The organism is Fictibacillus iocasae, assembly GCF_042665465.1.
GTDB lineage: Bacteria > Bacillota > Bacilli > Bacillales > Fictibacillaceae > Fictibacillus > Fictibacillus iocasae.
This window is the reverse complement of the sequence record NZ_JBHTCP010000009.1, coordinates 46,942-63,400: the sequence shown is the minus strand read 5'-3', so window position 1 is coordinate 63,400 and position 16,459 is coordinate 46,942. Positions and strand designations below refer to the sequence as shown.

General features: G+C 44.0%; 17 protein-coding genes and 1 riboswitch. Of the genes, 16 read left to right on the top strand and 1 reads right to left on the bottom strand.

What is annotated here, in order from left to right:
* The first annotated feature begins 422 nt into the window (after nt 1–422).
* The 6 genes from ACFQPF_RS04475 to ACFQPF_RS04450 all read left to right on the top strand — a co-directional run bounded on the left by ACFQPF_RS04475 (nt 423) and on the right by ACFQPF_RS04450 (nt 7,511).
* Nucleotides 423–2,819, top strand: a complete 2,397-nt coding sequence (locus tag ACFQPF_RS04475) for a 3-hydroxyacyl-CoA dehydrogenase/enoyl-CoA hydratase family protein (RefSeq protein ID WP_379746983.1) — start codon at nt 423–425, stop codon at nt 2,817–2,819.
* An 18-nt stretch (nt 2,820–2,837) separates the two neighbouring features.
* The gene (locus tag ACFQPF_RS04470; protein WP_379747255.1) at nt 2,838–4,019 is read left to right on the top strand and encodes an acetyl-CoA C-acetyltransferase; all 1,182 of its coding nucleotides are present in this window, start codon (nt 2,838–2,840) and stop codon (nt 4,017–4,019) included.
* Between the two features lie 425 nt (nt 4,020–4,444).
* Nucleotides 4,445–6,229: an acyl-CoA dehydrogenase family protein gene (locus ACFQPF_RS04465; protein WP_379746981.1), complete on the top strand. Its 1,785-nt coding sequence runs from the start codon at nt 4,445–4,447 to the stop codon at nt 6,227–6,229.
* A gap of 142 nt (nt 6,230–6,371) precedes the next feature.
* Nucleotides 6,372–6,728 (top strand): arsenate reductase family protein, encoded by a 357-nt coding sequence (locus tag ACFQPF_RS04460; protein ID WP_379747253.1) that lies wholly within the window; start codon nt 6,372–6,374, stop codon nt 6,726–6,728.
* Between the two features lie 76 nt (nt 6,729–6,804).
* A complete protein-coding gene (gene gcvH, locus ACFQPF_RS04455) occupies nt 6,805–7,191 on the top strand; it encodes a glycine cleavage system protein GcvH (RefSeq protein ID WP_379746979.1) in 387 nt (128 codons plus the stop codon).
* A gap of 71 nt (nt 7,192–7,262) precedes the next feature.
* Nucleotides 7,263–7,511 carry a YusG family protein gene (locus ACFQPF_RS04450; RefSeq protein ID WP_379746977.1) on the top strand — a complete coding sequence of 83 codons (249 nt, stop codon included), beginning with the start codon at nt 7,263–7,265 and terminating at the stop codon, nt 7,509–7,511.
* Between the two features lie 61 nt (nt 7,512–7,572).
* Here ACFQPF_RS04450 and ACFQPF_RS04445 read toward each other — a convergent pair whose 3' ends face one another.
* Nucleotides 7,573–7,986 (bottom strand): KGG domain-containing protein, encoded by a 414-nt coding sequence (locus ACFQPF_RS04445; protein ID WP_379746975.1) that lies wholly within the window; start codon nt 7,984–7,986, stop codon nt 7,573–7,575.
* 348 nt (nt 7,987–8,334) lie between these two features.
* Between ACFQPF_RS04445 and ACFQPF_RS04440 the strand changes: the two genes are divergently transcribed.
* From ACFQPF_RS04440 to ACFQPF_RS04395, 10 genes are all read left to right on the top strand, one after another.
* On the top strand, nt 8,335–8,688 hold the full coding sequence (locus tag ACFQPF_RS04440; protein WP_379746973.1) for a toprim domain-containing protein: 354 nt from the start codon (nt 8,335–8,337) through the stop codon (nt 8,686–8,688).
* 14 nt (nt 8,689–8,702) lie between these two features.
* Nucleotides 8,703–9,749, top strand: a complete 1,047-nt coding sequence (locus ACFQPF_RS04435) for a PQQ-dependent sugar dehydrogenase (RefSeq protein WP_379746971.1) — start codon at nt 8,703–8,705, stop codon at nt 9,747–9,749.
* A gap of 13 nt (nt 9,750–9,762) precedes the next feature.
* Entirely contained in the window at nt 9,763–10,098 is a 336-nt protein-coding gene (locus ACFQPF_RS04430; protein ID WP_379746969.1) for a thioredoxin family protein, read from the top strand.
* A gap of 666 nt (nt 10,099–10,764) precedes the next feature.
* Nucleotides 10,765–11,517 (top strand): RNA polymerase sigma-I factor, encoded by a 753-nt coding sequence (gene sigI, locus ACFQPF_RS04425; protein ID WP_379746967.1) that lies wholly within the window; start codon nt 10,765–10,767, stop codon nt 11,515–11,517.
* A gap of 90 nt (nt 11,518–11,607) precedes the next feature.
* Entirely contained in the window at nt 11,608–12,666 is a 1,059-nt protein-coding gene (locus ACFQPF_RS04420; protein WP_379746965.1) for an anti-sigma-I factor RsgI family protein, read from the top strand.
* 95 nt (nt 12,667–12,761) lie between these two features.
* On the top strand, nt 12,762–13,094 hold the full coding sequence (locus tag ACFQPF_RS04415) for a hypothetical protein (RefSeq protein ID WP_379746963.1): 333 nt from the start codon (nt 12,762–12,764) through the stop codon (nt 13,092–13,094).
* A 79-nt stretch (nt 13,095–13,173) separates the two neighbouring features.
* A riboswitch (SAM riboswitch) is annotated at nt 13,174–13,286 on the top strand.
* A gap of 87 nt (nt 13,287–13,373) precedes the next feature.
* Complete coding sequence (locus ACFQPF_RS04410) at nt 13,374–14,399, top strand: methionine ABC transporter ATP-binding protein (RefSeq protein ID WP_379746961.1); 1,026 nt, start codon at nt 13,374–13,376, stop codon at nt 14,397–14,399.
* Complete coding sequence (locus tag ACFQPF_RS04405; RefSeq protein ID WP_379746959.1) at nt 14,392–15,060, top strand: methionine ABC transporter permease; 669 nt, start codon at nt 14,392–14,394, stop codon at nt 15,058–15,060. The genes ACFQPF_RS04410 and ACFQPF_RS04405 overlap by 8 nt, the downstream gene beginning before the upstream one ends.
* A gap of 26 nt (nt 15,061–15,086) precedes the next feature.
* Nucleotides 15,087–15,902, top strand: coding sequence for a methionine ABC transporter substrate-binding lipoprotein MetQ (gene metQ / locus ACFQPF_RS04400; RefSeq protein ID WP_379746957.1), 816 nt, complete (start codon nt 15,087–15,089; stop codon nt 15,900–15,902).
* 86 nt (nt 15,903–15,988) lie between these two features.
* Entirely contained in the window at nt 15,989–16,429 is a 441-nt protein-coding gene (locus ACFQPF_RS04395) for an RDD family protein (protein ID WP_379746955.1), read from the top strand.
* Nucleotides 16,430–16,459 lie beyond the last annotated feature (30 nt).

The following is a 16,459-nucleotide window of genomic DNA, read 5'->3' as shown; positions in this document are numbered from 1 at the left end:
ATTTTTTTCATTATAGAACGCATAACTCAAGTGCATAGTGGAGTAGTAGTGGAAATGACATAAAGTGAACGTTCATTGAATGGATATTTAAAACTATGAAAGAGTGCTATCTGCTGCTTTTTTCATAGAGTATCCTTAGAATGACACAGGTCAGCAGGCTTTCGACCGAAAAAATTTCTTCCTAATTAAATTTTAAAAAAATATGTAAAAACCGCTTAAATCTACTCACCAACAATCGGTGATAAACATATGATAATAGCCCATGACACCGTAATTTAAAACCGACACATTTATCTGAAAATTCATTGTTGTCAAACTTATGATGGTAAAGTATGATAAGAATAGAACTGATAAATGATTTTAGTCATTTATTTTTTTGCCACAAAAATGAATGAGTATTCATTCAATAGGAGGGAACTATCTTGTTACGTGAAATCCGAAAAGCTGCGGTACTAGGATCGGGCGTCATGGGTTCGGGTATTGCGGCACATTTAGCCAACGTCGGGATTCCCACGCTGCTGCTTGATATGGTGCCAACGTCCTTAAGTGATGCCGAAGCGGCAAAAGGTCTGACAGAAGAGCATCCGAACTTCCGCAATAAATTGACGCTTCAAGCGAAGGAAAGATTGCTGAAGCAAAAGCCGGCTCCATTGGCAGTGAAAGAGAACCTTGATCTGATCACAGCAGGAAATTTTTCTGATGACATGGAAAAGCTCGCCGATGTGGATTGGATTATCGAGGTTGTCGTAGAGCGCCTTGATATTAAAAAGACTATCTTTGAAAAAGTAGATACGTACCGTAAAGCAGGAAGCATCGTAAGCTCAAACACCTCAGGAATCTCCATCCATGCTATGGCGGAAGGCCGTTCAGATGATTTTAAAGCTCATTTTCTTGGAACTCACTTTTTCAATCCTCCAAGATATTTGAAGCTGCTCGAAATCATTCCAACTTCAGATACTGATACAGATGTCATTAACTTTATGAAAAAATTTGGCGAAGACGTTCTTGGAAAAGGTGTCGTGCTTGCTAAAGATACACCGAACTTTATTGCCAACCGAATCGGAACATACGGACTCATGGTCACAATGCAGGAAATGACTCGCCAAGGCTACAGTGTAGGAGAAGTAGATTCTGTTACTGGGCCGCTCATCGGCCGTCCGAAATCTGCGACGTTCCGCACATTGGATGTTGTAGGTCTTGATACATTCCTCCACGTCGCTCGCAACGTGTATGACCAGGCAGAAGGAAAAGAAAAAGAAGTATTTGAGATTCCAAGTTTCTTAAATGAAATGGTGGAAAAAGGGTGGATCGGCAGCAAATCCGGTCAAGGCTTCTACCTGAAAGAACGCACGAAAGAAGGCAGCGGAATCCTTGAACTGGATCCTGCTACGCTCGAATATAAGCCGCGCTCAAAAATGAAAACGGCTACATTAGAAGCAGCGAAGCAATTAAAGACAACAGAACAGAAGGTAAAATCGATCATCTACAGCAACGACCGCGCAGGCCAGCTGCTATGGAGCGTCATCAAGCCAGTTCTTCTTTACTCGGCTGATAAAGTTTACGAGATTGCGGATAACACAGTAGCAGTCGATCAGGCGATGAAATGGGGATTCGGCTGGGAGCATGGACCGTTTGAGATATGGGATGCGATCGGTGTAACGCAGTCTGTTGAAAAGATGAGAGCAGAAGGCGAAACGATCCCTCAATGGGTAGAAGACATGATCGCACAAGGAAACGACTCGTTCTATAAGAACAGTGAAGGTGATCAGTCTTTCTATCATGAAGGCGCTTACACTCCGGTTGTGGAGAACAAGAAAGTCATCCATTTAAGCAGGCTGAAGAAAAAAGGCAACGTGATTATGAAAAATGCCGGCTCCAGCTTAATCGACCTTGGTGACGGGGTGGCGGGACTCGAATTCACATCGCAAAACAACGCCATCGGGCCGGACATCATCATGATGATTCATCAAGCTCTTGATGAAGTGGAAAAGAACTACGAAGGACTTGTTATCGGAAACCAAGGAAAGAACTTCTGTGTCGGTGCCAACTTGATGCTGATCTTAATGGAAGCACAAGATGACAATTTCTTTGAACTCGACATGATGGTTCGCCAGTTCCAGCAGACGATGGGACGTGTCCGCTACAGCCGTAAGCCTGTCGTTGCTGCAAACTTTGGCATGACGCTCGGCGGGGGTGTAGAAGTGTCCCTTCCAGCAGCAAGACTGCAGATGGCTGCAGAAACGTATATGGGCCTTGTTGAAGTCGGAGTCGGACTCATTCCTGGCGGCGGCGGAAACAAAGAGCTGTATCAACGCCTTCTTGAACAGCTTCCAGAAGGATCAAAAGGCGATCTTCAGAAGGTGGCCAACCAGACGTTCGAAACGATTGCAATGGCAAAAGTGTCGACCTCTGCGCAAGAAGCAGCGAAGCTTGGATTCCTTCGCCCGCAGGACGGACTCTCTGTAAACGGAGACCACCTGCTGCATGACGCGAAAAATCAGGTACTTGCACTAGCCGCTCAAGGCTACCAGCCGCCGCAGCGCAAGAAACTGCCTGTAGTCGGAGAAGCGGGTTACGCAACGCTTGCACTTGGTGCACAAACGATGCATTTCAGCCAATACATCTCTGAACATGATTTGAAAATCGCAAAAAAATTAGCTTACGTGATCGCGGGCGGCAAATTGCCTGCAGGAACGCTAGTTGATGAACAATATTTGCTTGATTTAGAAAGAGAAGCATTCCTGAGCCTTGCCGGCGAACCGAAAAGCCAGGCACGCATGCAGCACATGCTCGTAAAAGGAAAACCGCTTCGCAACTAAAAGGGGGGAGAACTGATGATGTTTCAGGAAGCAGTTATAGTCGCAGGTGCCCGTACGCCTGTAGGTAAAGCAGGAAAAGGGTCGTTTGCACACACACGCCCAGATGAATTGGCAGCCATCACCATTAAAGAAACATTAAAACGAGCAGGCGGATATGAAGGGGTTATCGATGACCTCATCATCGGGTGCGCGGTTCCCGAAGCAGAACAGGGGATGAACATGGCGCGCTTGATTGGAGCTCGTGCCGGCTTGCCGGATCACGTTCCAGCAATCACGATTAACCGATTCTGTTCTTCAGGCCTCCAAGCCATTGCTTATGGAGCGGAGAAAATCATGCTTGGCCACGCGGAAGCGATCCTTGCCGGCGGAGCGGAATCGATGAGCTTAGTGCCCGTCGTCGGCCACGTGGTAAAACCGAACCCGTATCTTGTTGAGACGATTCCGCAATATTACATGGGAATGGGCCACACAGCAGAGGAAGTGGCAGCAAGATTCGGTGTATCCCGTCAGGATCAGGATGAGTTTGCGGTTCGCAGCCATCAAAAAGCCGCAGCTGCCATCAAGGACGGAAAATTTGATGACGAGATCGTACCAGTATCTGTCATGAAGCGCTGGCTTGATGAAAACCTCAAGCTAGTTGAGCGCGAAGTCGCGGTGTCCATCGATGAGGGAGTTCGTCCAGAAACGTCTGTCGATGTACTGGCAAAACTGCGACCTGCATTCACGCCAAGAGGATCCGTTACAGCAGGAAACTCTTCACAAACAAGTGACGGTGCAGCATCAGTCCTTGTCATGAACCGCTCCAAAGCGGAAGCTGAAGGATTGAAGCCGCTCTTAAAGTTCCGATCTTTCGCTGTCGCGGGCGTAGCGCCTGACATCATGGGTATCGGACCAGTCGCTGCGATCCCGAAAGCATTAAAAATGGCAGGCCTCGAGCTTTCAGACATCGGCTTGTTTGAACTGAACGAAGCGTTCGCTTCACAATCAGTACAGGTAATCCGTGAACTGAACCTGCCAGAAGACAAAGTCAACGTAAACGGCGGAGCCATCGCACTCGGCCATCCGCTTGGCTGTTCCGGAACAAAACTCACGCTCACCCTGCTTCACGAAATGAAGCGCAGAAACGAACAATTCGGCGTCGTAACCATGTGCATCGGCGGCGGAATGGGCGCAGCAGGAGTATTCGAACTAATCAACTAACAAGTAGTATCTTTTATAGATATTTGAAAAGTTCGGCAGTGTTGACCGCTTTAACATACTTGTCTGCAATAAATCAGCTTGAATTCATCTTCAATAAAATTGATCGGAATGTAAGGCGCCGACTCCAGCGGGATGAGTGAGACAGGTGAGACCCTTCAAAGGCGCTTGGCTAGCGAAGGAGCTCACCTAGTCCAGCAGAAAAGGCTAGCCCCTCGAGGTCAAATGAGTAAGTGCCCAATAAGTCAAAGAACGATCTTCTCAGTCCCTTCCTCATTTGCTTGCCCTAGGCTGAACGAAGCTATTCCTGCTTTTCGGCTCACACCAAGGAAAGCGTGCGCCTGTAATGTAGATCCATGCTACATTGATTCCTAAACAGCAACAAAGCGTTCGGAAAAGTAATTTATAATTTTAAGGAGGAAACACTCATGTCTAACACAATCGAAAAAGTGTTCAAAGGCGGCGCATTTTTAGTTGAGGATATCGAAGCTGCGGATATTTTCACACCAGAGGACTTCTCAGAAGAGCACCTCATGATCGCGAAAACAACAGAAGAATATGTTGTGAAGGATGTTGTGCCAAACATCGAAGAAATGGAAAACCATAACTTTGATGTATCACGCAAGCTTCTAACAAAAGCAGGAGAACTCGGTCTTCTTGGCGCAGACGTTCCAGAAGAATACGGCGGTCTTGGCCTTGATAAAATCTCTTCTTCCTTGATCACTGAAAAATTCGCGCGCGGCCGCGGATTCTCAATCAGCTACGGCGCGCACGTCGGAATCGGCTCCCTGCCAATCGTTCTTTTCGGTAACGAAGAGCAAAAGCAAAAGTACCTGCCAGAGCTTGCAACAGGTGAGAAAATTGCAGCGTACGCTCTGACTGAGCCAGGATCAGGTTCTGATGCACTTGGTGCACGTACGACGGCTCGATTGAACGCTGAAGGCACACACTATATCCTTAACGGCGAAAAGCAGTGGATCACGAACTCTGCGTTCGCAGATGTTTTTGTAGTCTACGCGAAGATCGACGGAGAGCAGTTCTCTGCCTTTATCGTTGAGCGTGGCTATGACGGCGTTTCTACAGGACCAGAAGAAAAGAAGATGGGAATCAAGAGCTCTTCTACACGTACCCTTATCCTTGAAGATGCTTTAGTGCCGAAAGAAAACCTTCTTGGTGAAGCGGGCAAAGGCCACGTTATCGCGTTTAACATCTTGAATATCGGCCGTTATAAGCTGGCATTGGGATGTGTTGGAGCAGCTAAGCGCGGACTTGAAGTGTCTGTTAAATACGCGAACGAGCGTCAGCAGTTCAAACGCAAAATCAGCTCGTTCACATTGATTCAGGAAAAATTGGCAAACATGGCAGTACAAACATACGCGGCCGAGAGCTCCACGTACCGCACGGTTGGATTATTTGAGAACCGCATGGGCGGTCTGTCTGACGAAAAGCAAAAAGACGGCAAAGAAATTGCTAAATCCATCGCAGAATACGCGATTGAGTGCTCATTGAACAAAGTGTTCGCTTCAGAAGCTTTGGATTATGTAGTCGATGAAGGTGTCCAGATCCACGGCGGATATGGCTTCATGGGCGAATATGAAATCGAAGGCATGTACCGCGATTCTCGCATCAACCGTATTTTTGAAGGAACGAACGAGATCAATCGCCTCCTTGTACCAGGTACACTCGTGAAAAAAGCAATGAAGCAAGAGCTTCCATTGTTCCAAAAAGCGACAGCTCTTCAGCAGGAGCTTATGATGCTTATGCCGACAGAAGTGGGAACAGAGCTGCTTGATCAAGAAAAGTACCTTGTTTCTATGGCGAAGAAAATTTTCCTCATGACGGCTGGTTTGTCTGTTCAGAAATACGGACAGAAACTAGAGCAGGAGCAGGAAGTATTAGCGAATCTTGCGGATATCATTTCTGAATTATACGCGATGGAATCGGTCGTACTTAGAACGGAAAAAGCAATCAGCAAATCCGGTGCTGACAAAAACAGCCAAAAGGTCCTTCTGACAGAAGTATTCTGCCAAGAAGCCTTCAACCGCATCGAGGCACACGCGAAAGAGTCCATTATTGCAGCTGAGCAAGGCGATATGCTTCGTATGATGCTCTCTGCTCTGCGCAAGCTGACACGCCATACACCGATCAATGTGATTTCAAAGAAACGCGAGATCGCTGCTGTATTGCTTGAAGAAGAACGCTACACGGTTTAATTTCTAATAACACGCATTGCCTAAAAAAACTTCTCTTTTCCCCCGTAACTGGGGGACTTTTTTTTTCGCTGGCGTTTATTTAAAGCACGCTCCTTTTTTCACAAGTGCTGTTTATGGTACTATAAAAAGGGAGGGATGAATGATGACGATTACCTTTTACGAGTACCCGAAATGCAGCACGTGTCAGAAAGCAAAAAAGTGGCTGAAGGAACAGGACATTATCTTTGAAGCCGTACATATTGTCGAGAATCCTCCTGAAAAAAAAGAACTGAAGCGCGCAGCCGAACTGTCCGGGCTTGACTTGAAAAAGCTGTTCAATACGAGCGGTATGAAGTACCGTGAATTAGGACTTAAGGACAAGCTGAAAACAGCCAGTGAAGAGGAAATGCTCGAATGGCTTGCTTCAGATGGAATGCTTGTGAAACGCCCGCTGGCAATAGATACGAACGCAGCAACGGCTGGCTTTAAAGAGGATACGTACGAAAAAACGTGGAAATGATGGAATCTGTGAATAACTATAATTTCTTGATTATAGTTACGATAAATTAACAAAAATTATCTGGAGGGATCAACCAATGGAATTTCCAAAAGAATTGCGTTATTCAGAAGAACACGAATGGGCTAAAAAAGAAGACGGAAATAATGTTCGCATTGGAATTACAGCATTTGCACAGGATGAACTTGGCGACATCGTTTTCGTAGAACTTCCTGAAGTGGGAGATGAAATTAAAGCGGACGAGCCGTTCGGCAGTGTAGAATCTGTAAAGACGGTCTCTGAGCTCTATGCCCCGATTTCAGGTAAGGTTTTAGAAGTGAACAGTGAACTCGATGACAGCCCTGAGCTTGTGAATGAATCTCCATATGAAAAGGCTTGGATGATCGTAGTAGAAGCTTCTAATCCTTCTGAAGTGGATGAGCTGATGACATCTGATCAGTACGAAGCACTAATAAAAGAAGATTAATTCACGGGTAAAATGCATCCTTTCTTGGAAAGACTAGTAGAGATACTACCTTTTCAAGGAGGGATTTTTTTATGCAGCAAAATCATCCAGATCGGGCTGATGTGACTTCACGCGTTTACGGAAAATTAGATGGCGGGTATATGTCTTTGTTCATGGATAAGGAATCAATCGGAAGAATCAAATTTACAAATCAAGGAAACCACTATGAGATGGCAGAAGGCTTTGAATTTGAAAACGAAAAATTTTACAAAAAAGTTCCTAAAAGCGATCAAAAAGTGACTGACCATTTTGTAGACGGCTGTGATAAAGGCTGGTGCTAAGGTGAAGCATAGAAAAGAGTGCCGGATATAGGATTTCCGGCACTCTTTTCTTTTCGCTGAATTAACGGTTTTTGTTTTTATTATTATTGCCTCGGCTGTTTCCGCCTTTTTCTCCGATTTCCCTGTAAAACTCTTTGTCGTGATTCTCAGACGTGGCTTCCCCGCCTTTTCGCCCAATTTCTTGGTAAAAATCTTTGTCATGATTCTGCGACGTGGATTCGCCGCCTTTTTTTCCGATTTCCTGATAAAAATCTTTGTCATGGGAGGATGCGGTAGCGTCTCCTCCTTTTTTTCCGATTTCTTGATAAAACTCTTTATCGTGTGATTGGGAAGTAGCTTCTCCGCCTTTTCGGCCGATTTCCTGGTAAAATTCCTTGCCATGTGTTTTTGCTGTTTTTTCTCCACCCATACGTCCTGCCTCTTCACGGCTCATGTTTCCATTACCATTGTTGGAATTGCTGTTTCCTCGTGCCATTGTTGAATTCCTCCTCTTTAGCAGTCAGGTAGTGCCGGTATATGCCGGCCTAGTACAGAAAATAACCTGTAACGACAAAGTCTAAACGTCATTATATAAAGATAGTAATTTCAGCTTGCTTAGCTAATTCCCTGCAGGAGTAAGGATAGAATGAGGCAAATATGGGGTATGTTAAATTTAAGTCATTTTATACAAAGAAAGTTTATTACTTTTGTTGGATGAATGACCACGTATAAAATGAGAAACAAAGAAAGAACCATCTATGAAGGATTTTAATAAAATATAGCAAATAAATAAGTATACGAAACGTTATCCATTCCATTAACTGTCTTCATACAGGTAGGAGAGATGATCATGGATGATTCGATGCATAAAGTCATTATTGTTGAGGGCAAATCAGATAAAGAAAAATTGTTCTCTATATTAGATGAGCCTGTAGAAATCATTTGCACGAACGGTACGCTCGGCAGACATAAGCTGGAGGAGATGGCAGCTGCAATCGAGCACCGCGATGTCTATATTCTTGTCGATGCGGATGATGCCGGCGCAAAGCTGCGCAAGCAATTAAAACGAGAGCTTCCTAATGCCGAGCATCTTTATATCCATAAAATGTACCGAGAAGTGGCAACAACGCCTTTAATGTACCTTGCTAAAGTGCTGCTCGGCGCAAGATTTAACATTAATAAAAATTGTCTCGGATAAGTAAGGGGGTTGGAATGATTAAGCGTTTTTATGCGGCATGTGCAGCCATTATCTTTGCTTCAGGCTGTTATAGCGGGGAAACTGATGCGGTAAAGGAAAAGCGGAAAGCCGATACCATTACAAAAAACTTGTCTGCTCCATGGAATATTGCACGATCTGATAAAGAATGGTGGATTACAGAGAGAACAGGTAAAATCGTTTTAATGAATAAAGTCGACTACAAGAAAACCTCCTTCACTCCGTCATTAGCAAAGCCTTTGCATGTGTCCGGAGAGGGAGGTTTTCTAGGTTTCGAACTGCATCCCGATTATCCAAAAACGGCAAAAGGCTATGCTTACTATACATACATCGAAGAAGGAACGGCATATAACAAGATAGCGGAGCTTACACGTGAAAAGGGCAAATGGATCGAAACGAAAGCGTTATTGGGAAAGATTCCAGCTGGAACGATTCATAATGGAGGACGCATTAAGTTTGGACCTGACGGAATGCTCTATGCCACAGTAGGAGATGCAGGAATACCTGAAAACGCCCAGAATCAAGCCTCTCTTGCCGGAAAGATCATCAGATTAAAGTCTGATGGAACCTTTCCTCAGGACAACCCATTTTCAGGATCGCCTGTTTACAGCATGGGTCATCGTAATCCACAAGGGCTCGCATGGGATAGTGAGGGAAGGATGTTTGCATCGGAACATGGACAGAGCCATCATGATGAAATCAATATCATAGAGCCTGGTGCGAACTATGGATGGCCTTTGGTGGAAGGGGACGATACGCACAAGGGATACACTCCCCCATTCCTCCATTCTGGCGATGAAACGTGGGCGCCTTCTGGAATGGCAGTGTTAGGAGGAAACCTTTACATCGCATGCCTTCGAGGCGAACAAATATTAAAAGTTAACATTAAACAAAAAAAAGCTGCGCCTTTTCTTACAGGAATGGGACGCATGCGTGATATTCTTTTAGAAGAAGTGACTTTATTAGCGCTGACCAATAATACGGATGGAAGAGGGGTGCCGAAAGAAGGCGACGACCGGCTTCTGCAGATCGAAGTACGGTAAGCCTTAAGACGAAATGATTCTACAGCTGACGAAAGAACGATATAAAGAGGCTGCTCAGGAAAGTATAAGCAAGCCAATATTTATTTATTTTGAGACCCCGCTGTGCGGAACGTGCAAGATGGGAAAGCGAATGCTTGAAATTGCTGTTCAAACGGCAGCAAATAACACGCCGAATTTATCCATTTATCAATGTAACATTAATGAGTTTCCAGATCTTGCCAGAGCATATGCCATCACAAGTGTGCCGTGCTTGACGGTTTTAAGAAGAGGAGTAGCAACGAAACAAGTGTATGCCATGCAATCTGCAGGACATTTGTACAGCATACTTCTTTCAGAAAGTGCTAAATAAAGGTAGTCAACAAAAAATGGGACCGCATGACTCATATGCGGTCTCATTTTTATTACTTTATGAATGTATAGCTTTTTAATAAGTGAGGGAGTTGCTTAACGTCTGCGGCACCTTCACTGTCTCAATGAAGTATTCAATGGCGGGAACAATGTTTACGAAAAAGAGCTTTATATATTGAACTGAAAAGGCTCTTTTTTTATCTATGGTTCTGCAATGAAGCAGATTTTAAGCTGATTATTGTCGAATGCTGCGAGTGAATTTGAATTTTTTTATTTTTTGGGGGCACATTTTTTGTTAATACATTCCAATATCATTACTGTTTTCATGATGATTGTAACATTTACAGAAGGAACGCCGACTAAGCAAATGGATGGGGCAAACCCTTTAATAGCATGGATTGAAGAGGATGTGAAGAGGTCTGATGTCTTTTCATTCCTTTTTTTGTTTTTTCAGTAAAATAACAGATTCGTTACAAATGTTATTTATGCTGTAATATTGTTATACAACTGTATCCTACAAACGTGATTTTCAATGGTATAACTGTAAGGGAGAGCTTGTTGCATGTTTGCTCCTTATTGAATAGTGGTATATACAAATGGCTGACTGAAGCTAACTAACTAACTGACAAAATCAAACAATCGGAAAACGTATATGAGGTGAATATAGATGAGTTCAATGAACATGAACGCAGTGTTTCCTTCATTCTCTTCTAAATTGGCTAGCATCGAAGACAAGGTAATGAAGATTCAGGAAGGCAATGATTATTTAAGAAACGAATTGATCGAGGCATATCAGCCTTTTATTAAAAAAGTAACATCAAAAGTCTGCTCTCAATATATTGATCGAACAATGGATGAATTTAGTGTAGGTCTATTTGCATTTAACGAAGCGATTGACCAGTATCAGGAAGGTCAAGGAAGCCGGTTTCTATCCTTTGCTGATATGGTCATCCGCCGCCGTGTGATCGATTATATTCGAAAAGAAGTTCGCCAAAACAGGCTCATTTATCTTCAGCCTGATGAAGAAGATGAAGAAGGCCGACTGGAAGAAAGCTATGCAGAGCAAAAAGCGGCACTTGATCATTATGAAGAAAAAATTCAAGCAGAAAATCGAGTGTTTGAGATAGAGGAATACCAAAAGCTGTTGAAAAAGTTTGGACTGAATTTTCAAGTGCTGAGCAAACATTGCCCTAAACATGTGGATGCTCGTGAAAATGCGAAAGAAATTGCACGCCTTTTATCCGAAAACAGTGATTTATCTCAATTTCTAATGGAAAAGAAGCAATTGCCGATAAAAGATTTGTTAAATATGGTATCCTGTAGTCGTAAAACGATCGAACGCAACCGAAAGTATATAATAGCAGTATCTTTAATTTATCTGGGCGAGTTTCAGGCGCTGAAGTCTTATATTCAGCCCTAGGTGAAGGTTATCGGTTGAAGTGATGGGGCTATTCTAGAGCACCGAACATGAATATCGAAGCGGATCCTGCGACTTGCGGGAGGGATTACCATGAAAACCGGCATTGTGATGGAAATATCAAAGGGAAAAGCTGTTTTGTTGACGAAAGAGGGCACTTTTGTCACTTATCGTATCCCAAAAGGCAAAAATCCTAAACTTGGACACGAATATGCATTTGATTTCTTTCGTGATCCATACCGTTATCAATTTCTTTTTCCATCGTTCTCTATATCGCTAGCAGCCGTTTTAACCTTTATTTTATATCATGGCTCTATGCCATTAAGCCGCGCTGAAACAGTCGCGGCTTATATCAGTTTTGACGTAAATCCAAGTCTGGAAGCTGCCGTCGATCAAGATTTACGCATTCTTTCTGTAACTGCACTTAATACGGATGCAGAAGAAGCGGTCAAACGCATCGGCGATGTGAAAGGCTATACACTGTCACAGTTTGCCGAAGAACTGATGATGGATTTTGAGCGCGAGGGTTATCTAGCTCCTAATCGTGAACTGATGATCACCGCCGCTAAAACGAAGGATGCCTCCTCTGCTGCAAACGAAAAGATTGAACGATCAGTGAAAGCTATCGCGGAGAAAACAAAGGAACGCCATCATTTGGCCGTATCCTTTGCCTCTGCTCCTATAAAAACGAGAAACGAAGCCAAGAAAAAAGGGATTACCGCCGGAAAGTTCACGCTTTATTTACATGCAAAAAAGAAAAACCATAAAATAACGGTCAGACAAGCTGAAAAAATGACTGTCACTCAGTTGAAAACAGAGGCTGCACGGGTAAAGAAACGTGAAGTGGTAAGAGCTGAAGAGGTCGAGATTCCTGTTTCAGTTAAAAAGGAAACACCAAAAAGAACGAATGCGATAAAATTTCAAACATCCACTGAAAAGCAAAAGGTGCGCGAATTTAAGCAGCATGCAGAAAGATTTCCTTTGCAAAACAAGCAAAACAAGCAAAAAAAGGACAAAAATCTGCAAAAGAAGTCAGTTGTCAAAATCAAAGTAAGAGGGCCTGTCCAGACTTCTACAATAAAACGCAGTGAAAAGAACCATGTACACAAAGGGAAGGGGAAAGAAAAGCGTAAAGAAAAATCTGTCAGATGATAGGGTACGAAAGATGCCCGCTGTCGAAGGCTTTTGGCAGGGATAACCATAGCGTTCCCCGAAATCGGTGTTATAACGGTTTGGGGGGATTTTTCATGTTGAATGCATCGTGCTGGGAGAACCAAATTGCTAAGAGTCCATATTTGCCATTGTTCGGAATTAAAGAGCGCCCTTTATTCTTTATGGAAAGTGAGACCAAGGTGATCATCAGGTATAAAGAAGACACGATTCCGATGAAAATTTCCATTTCAGGAGAAGCAGAGAACCTGTCCCTTTTGTTTGAAGGGAAAGAAAAGCTATCCAAAATGCTGAAAGACGGGCGGCTGGAATTTGACGGAGCATTCAAGCAAAGGCTGAAATGGGAAGCTGTTCTGTTCCTGGCATCACAGTGGGAAGAGCTGAAAAGTACTCTTTTATTCAGTAAATAAAGATATTGGCACGTATTGTTTGACATCATTCGGCATGGGTGCTACAATTCAACACAGTTAAATAAACAAGAACAACTTGTTCTTATCGCGAGAGGTGGAGGGACTGGCCCGATGAAACCCGGCAACCGCCAGCATTATGCTGGAAAGGTGCCAATTCCTGCAGAGTAAGAAATTTACTTTGGGAGATGAGAAGAAGGTGCATAGATAATATTATGCCTTTCTGCTCATTTTAAGCAGGAGGGCATTTTTATTTTTGCAAAGAAGGCAGGGGATGATACCGTGATCACATTAGAATCAGTCAAAAAAGTGTTCCGCACTAAAGATGGTGAGGTAAACGCAGTTGACACGGTCGACTTACATGTTCAACAAGGAGAAATATTCGGCATCATCGGATATAGTGGCGCGGGGAAGAGTACACTTATTCGAATGCTTAACATGCTGGAACGTCCAACAAGCGGAAACGTGACGGTAGCAGGAAAATCATTGTCTCATCTGTCCGCTGGCGAACTAAGAAAAGCTCGTCAGGAAATCAGCATGATATTCCAGCATTTCAATTTATTATGGTCACGCACCGTTAAAGAAAACATCGCTTTTCCTCTTGAAATTGCAGGTAAGTCCAAGGCCGAGATCGATAGTCGAGTCAATGAGCTCATCAAGCTTGTCGGGCTTGAAGGCCGCGGCGGATCTTATCCGTCACAGCTGAGCGGGGGGCAGAAGCAGCGGGTCGGCATCGCTAGAGCACTGGCAAACAATCCGAAAGTCCTGCTGTGTGATGAAGCGACTTCAGCACTTGATCCGAAGACGACAGAAAGCATCTTGGATCTTCTAGTAGAGATTAATCAGAAGCTGGGACTTACTATCGTTCTCATCACACACGAAATGCACGTTATTCGAAAAATTTGCCATCGTGTTGCGGTGATGGAGAACGGGAAAGTGGTCGAGCAAGGTGAAGTACTAAGTGTTTTCAGAAATCCGTCGCAAAATATTACGAAGGATTTTGTGAAACAAGTAACAGAGCCGGAAGAAACAGTGGATACGATTAAGCATTTGGTAGAAGAGTTTCCTGAGAGCAAGATCATCCGCTTAACTTTCGTTGGTGGAAGCGCTGAACAGCCGGTCATCACCCAGCTGATCCGTAAATTTGATCTCTCCGTTAATATTTTGCAAGGAAAGGTTTCACAGACTCAAAATGGCCCATATGGTTCATTGTTCATTCAGTTAGATGGCGAGCAGGAATCAGTGGATCAAGCAGTTGCCTTTCTTCATGAGCATCAAGTAGAAGTAGAGGTGATTGATAATGCTTAAAGATTTATTTCCGAATGTACAGTGGGATACTATTCTTACGGCAACTCTTGAAACACTTTATATGTCGGCTGTTTCCGTCGCGGCAACATTTGTGCTCGGACTTTTTCTCGGGCTGGCATTGTTTCTTACAGGCAAGGGAAACCTTTGGGAAAACGCGTTTCTTAATGGACTGATTGCAGCGGTCGTGAACATCTTCCGTTCCATTCCATTTATTATCTTGATTATTTTATTAATCCCATTCACGAAGATTCTAGTCGGGTCCATGCTGGGTGCCTCTTCGGCACTGCCCGCATTAATCGTGGGTGCAGCGCCGTTTTATGCGCGTATGGTTGAGATCGGATTGCGTGAAATCGATAAAGGTGTCATCGAGGCTGCGCGCTCTATGGGAGCGACAAACAGCCAGATCATTTTTAAAGTACTGCTTCCTGAAAGCATGCCTGCACTTGTTTCTGGCATAACGGTTACAGCTATCGCGCTAGTCAGCTATACTGCTATGGCAGGTGTGGTCGGTGCTGGCGGTCTCGGAACATTGGCGTTCCTTGAAGGGTTCCAGCGAGACAATACGGATGTAACATTTGTCACGACTGTTTTAATTCTTGTCATTGTGTTTGTCATTCAAGTCATCGGGGACTTTGCGACCCGCCGTCTTGATAAACGATAAGTAAACATTTAGGAGGAAATCACATCATGAAAAGAATTCTTTCTGTTTTAATCATTGCTATGCTGGCTGCAGCACTTGCTGCTTGCGGCAAAGATAGCGGAGAAGTAAAAGACGATAAGCTAGTGGTAGGTGCTTCGAACGTGCCTCACGCTGAAATACTTGAAGAAGCTAAACCATTATTGAAGGAAAAAGGCATCGATCTTGAAATTAAGACGTTTCAGGACTATGTAATGCCTAATAAGTCTCTTGCAGAAAAAGAAATCGCAGCGAACTATTTCCAGCACGTGCCTTACTTAGAGTCGCAAATGAAAGACCATGACTACAAGTTCGAGAACGCTGGCGGCATTCACATCGAGCCGATCGGCATTTATTCTAAGAAGTACAAATCATTAAAAGACCTTCCAGAAGGTGCGACCGTCATCATGTCCAACTCTGTTGCAGACCATGGCCGTATGCTTGGTCTTCTTGAAAAAGAAGGCTTGATTAAAGTAAAAGAAGGCAAAGGGACAGAAGCACAGATCAAAGACGTTGTGGAGAACCCGAAAAACTTAAAGTTCAAAGCGGATGTAGAAGCTGGTCTGCTTCCTAAAGCGTATGAAAATAATGAAGGCGACGCAATTCTCATCAACACCAACTATGCGATCGATGCTGGATTAAACCCGCAAAAGGATGCAATCGCGCTTGAAGATTCTGACTCGCCATTCGTCAATATCATCACAGTTCGTGAGGGTGATAAGGACAAGAAAAGCATCAAGACGCTTGTAGAAGTACTTCGTTCTAAAGAGATACAAGACTTTATTAACGAGAAATACAAAGGGGCCGTCGTGCCTGTAAGCGAATAATAACCTATAAAGAACAGCCTGTGATTACGGGCTGTTCTTTTTTATTTTGACTGTCCATACATATGTAAGTAAAGGAGGTGTTCTTTATGAAATCACCAGCTGGGTTTTGGATCAGATTGGGAGCAGCACTGCTCGACGGCCTTATTATTGGTATCCCGCTTGCTTTTCTGTCTTATCTTGTTACTGGAGATTTGAATTCATCAAACCCTGGAGACACTTGGTGGGTGAATGGTCTCTCGCTGCTTTATGCCGTCCTATTGCCTGTCAGGTGGCACGGGTATGTAGTGGGCAAAAAACTAGCCGGCATTCGCATCGTAAAAGCCGATGGATCTGCTGTTAATGTTGGAACGATGCTACTGCGGGTCCTTGTGGGAGGACTGGTCTATGGCATCACATTTGGTGCTGCACTCATCGCCAGTGCCATCATGGTCGCAGCAAGAGCCGACAAGCGCTCACTGCATGACTTGATAGCCGGAACCTATGTGACCAGTCTGCCTCCCGCAGCAAATGAAGAATTAAATCATTAATGCTGGCTCATACTAATCCTGTCTAAATTC

What these genes read in the sequence shown, in the direction of transcription:
- ACFQPF_RS04470 (WP_379747255.1), top strand. Translation starts at nt 2,838, where the DNA reads ATGTTTCAGGAAGCAGTTATAGTCGCAGGTGCCCGTACGCCTGTAGGT.
- ACFQPF_RS04465 (WP_379746981.1), top strand. Translation starts at nt 4,445, where the DNA reads ATGTCTAACACAATCGAAAAAGTGTTCAAAGGCGGCGCATTTTTAGTT.
- ACFQPF_RS04460 (WP_379747253.1), top strand. Translation starts at nt 6,372, where the DNA reads ATGACGATTACCTTTTACGAGTACCCGAAATGCAGCACGTGTCAGAAA.
- gcvH (WP_379746979.1), top strand. Translation starts at nt 6,805, where the DNA reads ATGGAATTTCCAAAAGAATTGCGTTATTCAGAAGAACACGAATGGGCT.
- ACFQPF_RS04450 (WP_379746977.1), top strand. Translation starts at nt 7,263, where the DNA reads ATGCAGCAAAATCATCCAGATCGGGCTGATGTGACTTCACGCGTTTAC.
- ACFQPF_RS04445 (WP_379746975.1), bottom strand. Translation starts at nt 7,986, where the DNA reads ATGGCACGAGGAAACAGCAATTCCAACAATGGTAATGGAAACATGAGC.
- ACFQPF_RS04440 (WP_379746973.1), top strand. Translation starts at nt 8,335, where the DNA reads ATGATCATGGATGATTCGATGCATAAAGTCATTATTGTTGAGGGCAAA.
- ACFQPF_RS04435 (WP_379746971.1), top strand. Translation starts at nt 8,703, where the DNA reads ATGATTAAGCGTTTTTATGCGGCATGTGCAGCCATTATCTTTGCTTCA.
- ACFQPF_RS04430 (WP_379746969.1), top strand. Translation starts at nt 9,763, where the DNA reads ATGATTCTACAGCTGACGAAAGAACGATATAAAGAGGCTGCTCAGGAA.
- sigI (WP_379746967.1), top strand. Translation starts at nt 10,765, where the DNA reads ATGAGTTCAATGAACATGAACGCAGTGTTTCCTTCATTCTCTTCTAAA.
- ACFQPF_RS04420 (WP_379746965.1), top strand. Translation starts at nt 11,608, where the DNA reads ATGAAAACCGGCATTGTGATGGAAATATCAAAGGGAAAAGCTGTTTTG.
- ACFQPF_RS04415 (WP_379746963.1), top strand. Translation starts at nt 12,762, where the DNA reads ATGTTGAATGCATCGTGCTGGGAGAACCAAATTGCTAAGAGTCCATAT.
- ACFQPF_RS04405 (WP_379746959.1), top strand. Translation starts at nt 14,392, where the DNA reads ATGCTTAAAGATTTATTTCCGAATGTACAGTGGGATACTATTCTTACG.
- metQ (WP_379746957.1), top strand. Translation starts at nt 15,087, where the DNA reads ATGAAAAGAATTCTTTCTGTTTTAATCATTGCTATGCTGGCTGCAGCA.
- ACFQPF_RS04395 (WP_379746955.1), top strand. Translation starts at nt 15,989, where the DNA reads ATGAAATCACCAGCTGGGTTTTGGATCAGATTGGGAGCAGCACTGCTC.